This is a genomic window from Rhodococcus sp. YH1 (assembly GCF_009939605.1).
GTDB lineage: Bacteria > Actinomycetota > Actinomycetes > Mycobacteriales > Mycobacteriaceae > Rhodococcus > Rhodococcus aetherivorans.
This window is the reverse complement of sequence record NZ_WVTE01000274.1, coordinates 20,994-27,902: the sequence shown is the minus strand read 5'-3', so window position 1 is coordinate 27,902 and position 6,909 is coordinate 20,994. Positions and strand designations below refer to the sequence as shown.

Below are 6,909 nucleotides of genomic sequence, written 5' to 3'. Positions count from 1 at the left end.
CCCCGAGCGGACCGGACTCGCCGCCCACGTGCTGGCCGATCCGGCCGAGGAACTGCACGTCGGCGGCACCGAGGGTGCGCATCAGGTAGACGACGGCGTCGGCGCCGGACGCTTCGTCGTCGGGGGTCAGCAGCTCGAACGTCCGGGCCGAGACGTCCTGTGACAGCGACGACGTGCCCGGAGTGTCGATGATCGTGGTCTGGGCGAGCGCACTGGCGGGCCACTCGACGTCGATGCGGTCCACCCGGTCCGCGGTCAGCTCGCCGAGGTCGAAGGTGAGCCGGCCGTCGCGGCGCTGCACCGGCACCGGGAGGATCCGGTCGCCGTCGTAGCGGGCGGTGACCGAGGGGGTCGAGCCGCTGCGGTACCACGTGACGACGCGCGTGCACTCGGTGGCGTCGGTGGGGGCGATGTCCTGCCCGACCAGGGCGTTGAGCAGCGTCGACTTGCCGGCCTTGAGAGAGCCGGCGAGCGCGACGCGCAGCGGCTGCTCGAGCCGCGCCGCACACAGCGCGAGCTGCTCGGCGGCGCGCGGGTCGCCGCCGTACCGGGCACGCGCGTGGGCGACGAGCTCGCGGGCCTGCTCGACGCTCACGCGCCGGCCCCGGCCAGCTGCGCGGCCCGCTCGCGGAGGGTCGTCAGCGCACGCACGTGCGTCTCGAGTTCGGCGATGCGGCGCTGCCGCTGCGCCTCCTCGACCGTCGCGGCCTCCTGCGCGGCGCGCAGCGACTCGGACAGCGACCGCAGCGTCTGCTCGGCCAGCTCGGTGAAGTGGTCGCGCAGCTGGCGCTGGATCAGCCGGAGCCGGTCCTTCGACTCCTTGCCCACCTGGAAGCCGACGTCGTCGGTGAACTTGCGGACGGCGACCTTGGCGTCGGCGCGGCGCTTGGCGATGCGCGCCTGCTTGTCGTCGCGATAGGCCTTGGTGCCGAGCACGACTCCCGCCCCGACGGAGATCGGGTTGACCAGCGCCATGCCCATGAGCGTGGTGATGAGCCCGAACATGAGCACGCCGCCGTAGGAGCCCTTCATTCCCACGAGCATCTTCTGGCCGACGCCGATGCGGCCCGACTCGAGGTCCGAGAGCCGGGAGACGGGCTCGAGCAGCCCCTCGAGGTCGCCGAGGCGCAGATCCGGCAGGTCCACCGCACCGCTGTCGGCGAAGTGCCGGGCGACGACCTCCGCGAGCCACACCGAACGTTCGTGGGCCCACACGAAGTTGTCGCCCACGGATTCGGCGACCTGCTCGCCCAGCCATTCCCCGATCCGCGGCCATTCCTCACCGGGGTCGCATTCGTCGACGGTGGCCTCCGCCTCGCGGGTGACCCGGCGCAGCCGGTCCCGCAGGTCGTGGTCGATGTCGGCGGCGAGGTCGGCGATGCCGTCGGCCAGGGTCTGCTGCCACTGGGCGGCCCGGGTGCGCAGCGCCTCCGCGGCGGTCTTGGCGCGCTGCAGTTCCGCGACGGCCGCCGCACCGGTCTCGGGGTCGCGCAGCGCCGCGAGCTCGCTGCCCAGGCCGAGCGCGACGTGTTCGACGACCGACTTCACGTCCAGCGCGACGGACCGCCGGGCGGCGTCGGCGCCGCGCGCGACGACCCGCTCACGGAGGAACCCGTACACCGATTCGAAGCCCGACTCCTCGTGCAGCGACGCGTCGTCGAGGCGCAGGGCGTGACTGCGCAGCAGCGACGAGACGGGCAGCAGGGGCACGTCGAGGCCGGCGCGCTGCAGGTGCCCGCGGTCGGCGGCGACGATCTCGCGCCAGTGCGGGTACAGGTCCGTCTTGGTGATCAGCACCGCTGCGGCCGGGCACAGCTGCAGCACCTGCCGCAGGAAGCTCAGCTCCGGCTCGGTGAACTCCTGGCTGGCGTCGGAGACGACGAACACCGCGTCGGCCGCCGGAAGCAGACCCAATGTTGCTGCGGCGTGCGGGTTTCCGTGCCCGCCGACACCGGGTGTGTCGACGAGGACGAGACCGTCGGCGAGCAGCGGGCTCGGCACGTTCACCTCGAGCCGCAGCACTTCCCGGCCGCCCGCGCGCGGCGTGCCGGGCGTGACGTGCTGCAACTCGTCGATGGGCAGGTCCACCCGGACGGGATCGCGGCCGGGCTCGGCGAGCACGAGTTCGGCGAAGGTGCGGTCGGCGTTCTGCACGACGGTGGGCACCGCGGTGGTCTCGTCGTCGCCGACCGAGCACACCTCGAGGTTGAGGAGCGAGTTCACGAACTGGCTCTTGCCCTGTTTGAGCTGGCCGACGACGACGACCCGCAGCCGGGGGTCGACGACGCGAGTGCGCGCCGCCTCGAGCCTGGCGGCGAGGTCACCGCGCTCGGCGGCGCGGATGTGTTCGGCGGCCGCGTCGATCAGTTCGACGAGGGCCGCGCGGCGAGCGGCGGCATCTGCGGACGACGTGTGCATGGTGATCGCTTCGACTCGCCTTCTGTCGGAGTGCGGGCTGCACCGAGATTATGTCCTCCGCGACGAACGCCGGCCCCGCGTGGTGCACGCGGGGCCGGCGCCGGGTCCGTGCGGTGGGTCAGCCGAGGAAGGTGTCGAAGTCGGAATCGGTGCCGGCACCGGCGCCGGCGTCGATCCCGCCGTGCAGATCGGCGTCGGCACCGGTGTCGGCGGAACCGAACAGGCCACCGGTGCCGCCCGCGCTGCCGAAGACGTCGCCGGCGTCGATGGACGACCACGCGTCCGTCGTGCCGTCGAGGGCTCCCGAGAGCTGGCCGCCGAGCTGCGAGGTGCCCTCGGCCGCGCCGCCGAGGCCCGCACCGAGCGCACCGCCGGCGTCCGTGGCTCCCTCGAGCCCGCCCGTGACGGCGCCGCCGACCTGCGACGCGCCGCCCGCGGCGCCGTCGAGGCCGCCGCTCAGGCTGCCGCCCAGGTCGGTCGCGCTGCCCAGGCCGCCCGCCAGGCCACCGGTCAGCTCGCCGCCGAGGTCCGCGGCACCCTCCAGGCCACCGGTCAGGCCGCCGCCGAGCCCCGCCCCGAGATCCGCGGCGCTCCCGACCCCGCCGGTCAATCCACCGGCCAGGTCCCCGCCCAGGTCCGCTGCCCCGTCGAGCCCGCCGGTCAATCCACCGGCCAGCCCGCCGCCCAGGTCCGCTGCCCCGTCGAGCCCGCCGGTCAATCCACCGGCCAGGTCCCCGCCCAGGTCCGCTGCCCCGTCGAGCCCGCCCGTCAACCCACCGCTCAGGCCGCTGCCGAGTCCGGCGCCGAGGTCAGCGACGGTATCCAGTCCCCCGGACACGCCGCCGGCGAGGCCGCCGACCGCCTCGCCGCCGCCGGCGAGCTGCCCGCCGAGGTCGAGCGCGCCGTCGAGGGCGTAGCCGAGCTGGCCGGTCAGGTCCGCGTCGGCGCCGAGACCGCCGCCGAGGGTGGTGGCCAGCTGGGAGCTCAGGTCCACGGTGGAGTCGAGCGTTCCGCCGAGGCCGGCCTCGAACACCCCACCCAGCGCGGAACCGAGGTTCGCGCCGGCTTCCCCGCCGACGGAGAACGCGGAGCCGAGCACCGCGGAGAGGGTGCCGTCGGCGCTCGATTCGACGGTCGTCGACAGGTCGAGCGCGACGTTGAGGGCGTTGCCGAGCTCGAGGGTCGCGGAGTTCTCGAGACCGAGCGCGCCGCCGAGGAGGCCGCCGACCGCGGTGCCGAGGTCCACGCCGCCGGAGGCGTCGCCGCCGAGGAGGGCGCCGAGGTCGATGCCGCCGACGAGCCCGCCGTCGGTACTGCCCTCGAGTACGGCGCCGAGGGTGCCACCGAGATCACCGGCGACGGAGCCGCCCGCCTCGAGCAGCGCGGACAGGGAGGCTCCGAGTCCCGCGGTCACGCCGGTGAGGGCGTCGAGGCCACCGCCGAGGTCCAGGCCACCGGCGAGCCCGGTACCGACCTCGAGGACGGATTCGAGGGCGCCGCCGAGCTGTCCGGCGAGGTCGGTGCCCAGGCCCAGCGTGCCGCCGAGGGTCGCGCCGACGGCCGTCGCGAGGTCCGCGCCACCGGCGAGGGCCGCCTCGACCGCGGTGGAGAAGCCGCCGCCCGCGGCGAGCGCGGTGTCGAGCAGACCGCCCAGCGCCCCCCCGAGCTGGCCGCCGAGCTCACCGCCGACGCCGAAGGCGGCCTCGAGCGCACCCGACAGGTCCAGGGCGGTCCCGGCCGTCGCGCCGAGCGCCGCGTCGAGCGCTGCACCGAGGTCCGCGACGACGCCGGTCGCGGCGTCTAGCCCGAGGCCGCCGGCGAGGGCGCCGGAGAGCGCCGCGCCCAGGTCCAGGTCGCCCGCCAGGTCGAGCGCGCCGGAACCGATGCCGCCGAGCGCGCCGCCCGCGCCGAGGGCCGCTCCGAACGCCGCACCGAGCGCGGCACCGAGATCGCCGCCGAGTTCCAGGGCCGCGCCAAGCGTGCCGGCGAGATCGGCGGCCAGCTCGGCCGCGAAGCCGGTGTCGAGGCCGAGACCGCCGCCGAGACCGCCGCCGACGGCACCCGCCAGACCGAGCCCCGCGCCGCCGGCGAGGCCGAGGCCCGCGCCGCCGGCCAGGCCACCGGTGAGACCACCGGCCGCACCGGCACCGATCGCGCCGGCCGCACCCACCGCCCCACCGAGCGCCGCGGTCAGCTCGGCGGCCGTCCCCGCGAACAGTCCGCTGTCGGCGACCAGGGGCGCGACGGCGACGATGTCGGCGTGGCACACGTCGGCGAGACCGGCCTGTGCCAGGGCGGCGTCGGGGTTCGCGCAGTAGCGGGCGAGGGCCTCTTCGTCGCGCAGCAGGCTGAGGATGAAGTCGAGCACAGCGTTGGTGGACATCGCATCTCCTGAGGTCGGTGTTCTGCGATTCACGCTACGAACGGCCCGTCCCCCGCCCAAGGGGGCGGAGTCCCCCATCGGTCCGGGGCCCGTACGGGGGCGGGGGTTAGGGGATCGGGACGGATAGGGGGATCGCCCCCGCGCCGGGGCCGAAGGTCTCGAATCGGGCTAACGACATCGTGTCCGATTACGACATCCAACGCGACACGGCGGATCCGTCCGCCCCGACCAGGGGAGCGAAACGACATGGCAACAGGACTCGGAGTCACGATCGGTTCGGCGGACTCGGTGGCGGCCACCGCGTTCGATCGCGCCGACACGTACCGCCCGGTCGTCCTGTCCCGCGCCAGCGAGCTGCACCTTCCCGCCGACGACGCGCCGCACCTCGGTCGTCGTCCGGCCGCGCCGGGTTCGCTGGTGTTCACCGACTTCGTGAGCCGGGTCGGGGATCCGGTCGGTGTGCTCGCCGACAACGGGGCGTCGTACTCCGGGGAGGACCTCACCGCCACGGCGATCGGCTGCCTGGTGCACGAGGCGTCGCGTGACCTGCCGGAGGCGCCCACGATCACGGTGGCGCATCCGGCGCCGTGGGCCGGCTACACCGTCGATGCGTTGCGCGATGCGCTGTCGCGGGCCGGTCTGCCCGACGTGACGCTGATGCCCGAACCCGTCGCCGCGGTGCGCTGGCTCGACGCCGCCCAGGGCCCCCTCGGCGACGGCGTGGTCGTCGTCTACGACCTCGGCGCCCGCACTCTCGACGTCTCGGTGCTGCGCACCGGCGCCGAGCCGGTGCTCCTCGGCCGCCCGATCGGCAGCGAGGACGTGTGCGGCGGTCACCTCGACCACCTGGTCACCACCCATCTGCTGGACACCGTGCGCGACGACGTCCCCGACTTCGATCCGTTCGCCGCCCCCATGACGGAGGCGCTGGCCGAGTTGCGTGCCCGCGCGACGGCCGCGAAGGAACAGCTGTCGACCGACACCGAGACGGTCGTCGCGATCGACCTGCCCGGCGTGCGGCGGGACGTGCGTCTCGTCCGCGACGAGTTCGAGGAACTCGCCCGCGGCCCGCTGCAGGCGTCGATCGCGCTGGTGCACGAGGCGCTGCGCGGCGCCGGGGTCGAGCCGTCCGACGTGGGGCGGGTGCTGCTCACCGGTGGCGGCGGCGCGATCCCCCTGGTCGCCGAGCTGATCTCGGCGGAGCTGGGCATTCCGGTGGTCGCCGGCCCGCGGCCCGCCCACACCGCCGCCCTCGGGGCAGCCCAGCCGCCGGTGAGCTCGGCAGCGGCCCAGCCGCCGGTGAGTTCCGCGGCGGCCCAGCCGCCGATGGTGAGCTCCGCGACCGTCACCCCGCCGGCGGACGACGAGGTGCCCACCACCGCGCTGCCCGTGACGACCCTGCACGACCGGCCGGCCGAGACGGTCTCGCCGGTTCGCCCGGCGATCGTCCCGGCCCGGGCCGCCGCGGCGGCTCCGGCGCCGTCCCGTTCGCGGCGCTACGTGCTCGCCGGGGCCGCGGCCGCTGCGCTCGTCGTGCTCGGCGCGGGTGGTCTCGCGATGGGCACGCTCGGCACCTCCGACGCGTCGGAGACCGGTGCGGGCGTCGCCACCTCCGAGACCGTCCCGGGCGCGACCCCGGCCTCGGCGGGGGGCCCGGCGACGACCGCGACCACCGGGGCCGGCACGAGCGGCACCACCCCGGGTGCGGCACCGGGCACCCAGGCCGCGGCCACGGCGGCGACACCCGGGGCGCCGGGCGCCGTCGCCCCCGCCGGGAGCATTCCCGCCGGCACCCCCGCGCCCGGTGCGGCGCCGGGAGCGCCAGCCCCCGGTACCCCCGCGCCCGGCACCCCCGCCCCCGGCACCGTCGCCCCGGCACCCACGACCACGGTCGTCCCCGCCCCCGCGCCGGCTCCCGCTCCCGCCCCGGCGCCCGCGCCGTCCCCGAACTACGGCTCGCAGGTCGGTGACGCGCTCGGCGGCGCCGGTCAGGGTGCCGGCGCGGTCCTCGACGGCACCGGCAACGCGGTCGGCGGCGTCGTCGACGGGGTCGGTGGTGCCGTCGGTGGCGTCGTCGACGGTGTCGGCGGACTCCTCGGCAACTGACC

General features: G+C 75.9%; 4 protein-coding genes. 1 reads left to right on the top strand and 3 read right to left on the bottom strand.

Translation table 11 applies throughout. The features are described from left to right. The 3 genes from AIIKEEIJ_RS28370 to AIIKEEIJ_RS28360 form a co-directional block, all read right to left on the bottom strand. Positions 1-595 (bottom strand): dynamin family protein (locus AIIKEEIJ_RS28370; protein WP_338021028.1); only part of this gene is annotated, 595 nt, incomplete at its 3' end. Continuing rightward, complete coding sequence (locus AIIKEEIJ_RS28365) at positions 592-2,418, bottom strand: dynamin family protein (protein WP_029545575.1); 1,827 nt, start codon at positions 2,416-2,418, stop codon at positions 592-594. The genes AIIKEEIJ_RS28365 and AIIKEEIJ_RS28370, both read right to left, overlap by 4 nt. Positions 2,419-2,536: 118 nt before the next feature. Further along, complete coding sequence (locus tag AIIKEEIJ_RS28360) at positions 2,537-4,801, bottom strand: IniB N-terminal domain-containing protein (RefSeq protein WP_161997057.1); 2,265 nt, start codon at positions 4,799-4,801, stop codon at positions 2,537-2,539. A gap of 246 nt (positions 4,802-5,047) precedes the next feature. Between AIIKEEIJ_RS28360 and AIIKEEIJ_RS33790 the strand changes: the two genes are divergently transcribed. Continuing rightward, positions 5,048-6,907 (top strand): Hsp70 family protein, encoded by a 1,860-nt coding sequence (locus AIIKEEIJ_RS33790; protein WP_161997056.1) that lies wholly within the window; start codon positions 5,048-5,050, stop codon positions 6,905-6,907. The last annotated feature ends 2 nt before the right edge of the window (positions 6,908-6,909 follow it).